Here is a 1185-nt window from a genome sequence, read left to right as displayed (position 1 = left end):
AGGACCAAATCGTTTTTCATAAGCACCCTCAATCAATTCTTCAATGACTTCATAAAGACACTTATCATCACGCTCGGATAACCGCTTAAGTTTATTTTTCACTTCCATTCGCATTGGAATCTGTATTTTCTTTCTATCTGAATTATCCAATCCTGACTTAATTCTATGCTTTTGCTGTGTACCAGCATTACGCATTTTCAACCAAACAATCATTTGATCAGCTGGAGATAAAACATCAAAAAAATTAATGATAATTTCTCTCTTCTTACTTGTAGCTTTATTTTTTTCAATATCAGCAATCTGCATCCAGTTAGGCAACGTTTTATTAAGAAACGTTTTGGCAATGTAATCATAAGCCCAATCCAACAGAACTTCATTTTTATTTAACCAATTAATGATTTTACAATCAGCAACAACATTCCGCCATCGATGATTTAGAGAGAATGGAATGTCCCCAGAACCACCTTTGTGAAATTCAAGCAATAACAAAAAAACATTAACTGCCTTTACCTTATCATTTTTACTAAGAACTACACTTCCACCTTGAAAATTATCTCTATTCACACGATAGGACCTGCGCTCAATACCAATATCCAAGAACGGAAACTTACCATCTGCGTAATCATTTAAATCACACAACGAGCAATACGCGAAAGCAAAGTTTAAGAACCTATCATCCACATCATATTCAAATTTAAAACAATTCTTTTTGCACAAAGCTTTCAACAGCTTATAAACCCCACTTTCATTATACTCAAACTGATATCCACCCTGTTCACCAAACACATAACAATATAAGCCCTCATACAAAGAAGGATTACTAAGTAAATGGCCAGAAAATTGACTTACATTACCAACCAAATCTCCATTGCTGAAACTTAAGATCTGCTGAACACTGTCAACCACATCGCCATTATGTATATAAGAATTAATAATCAACAGTTCACGTTCGTTAAAACTAAGCATAGCAACAACATCCTTTTTTTTAAAATATTCCCTATCAACACATTAAATCGACACAGTAATTTTCAACGAAAATTACTGTGTCGATTTAATGTCGATTTACAGATAATTTCAACATGATTTATTGCGTATTTTTGCGAGATTTATCGATGATTTAACGACAATTTTTTGAGTGTTTTTTCAGTACTATTTGACTATATCCACCGCTAAATACCTGATTCT

1 protein-coding gene is annotated in these 1185 nt (G+C 33.1%); it reads right to left on the bottom strand.

All coding sequences use genetic code 11. The features are described 5' to 3' along the window. A partial coding sequence (locus GOU96_RS17640) for a hypothetical protein (protein WP_324702080.1) occupies nucleotides 1-966 on the bottom strand: 966 nt, incomplete at its 3' end. Nucleotides 967-1185 lie beyond the last annotated feature (219 nt).

The sequence above is a fragment of the Vibrio sp. R-1 genome, assembly GCF_035615595.1.
In the GTDB taxonomy this organism is placed as follows: Bacteria; Pseudomonadota; Gammaproteobacteria; order Enterobacterales; family Vibrionaceae; genus Vibrio; species Vibrio cholerae.
Note: the sequence above shows the minus strand (reverse complement) of the source record. Positions and strands in the feature narration are given on the sequence as shown.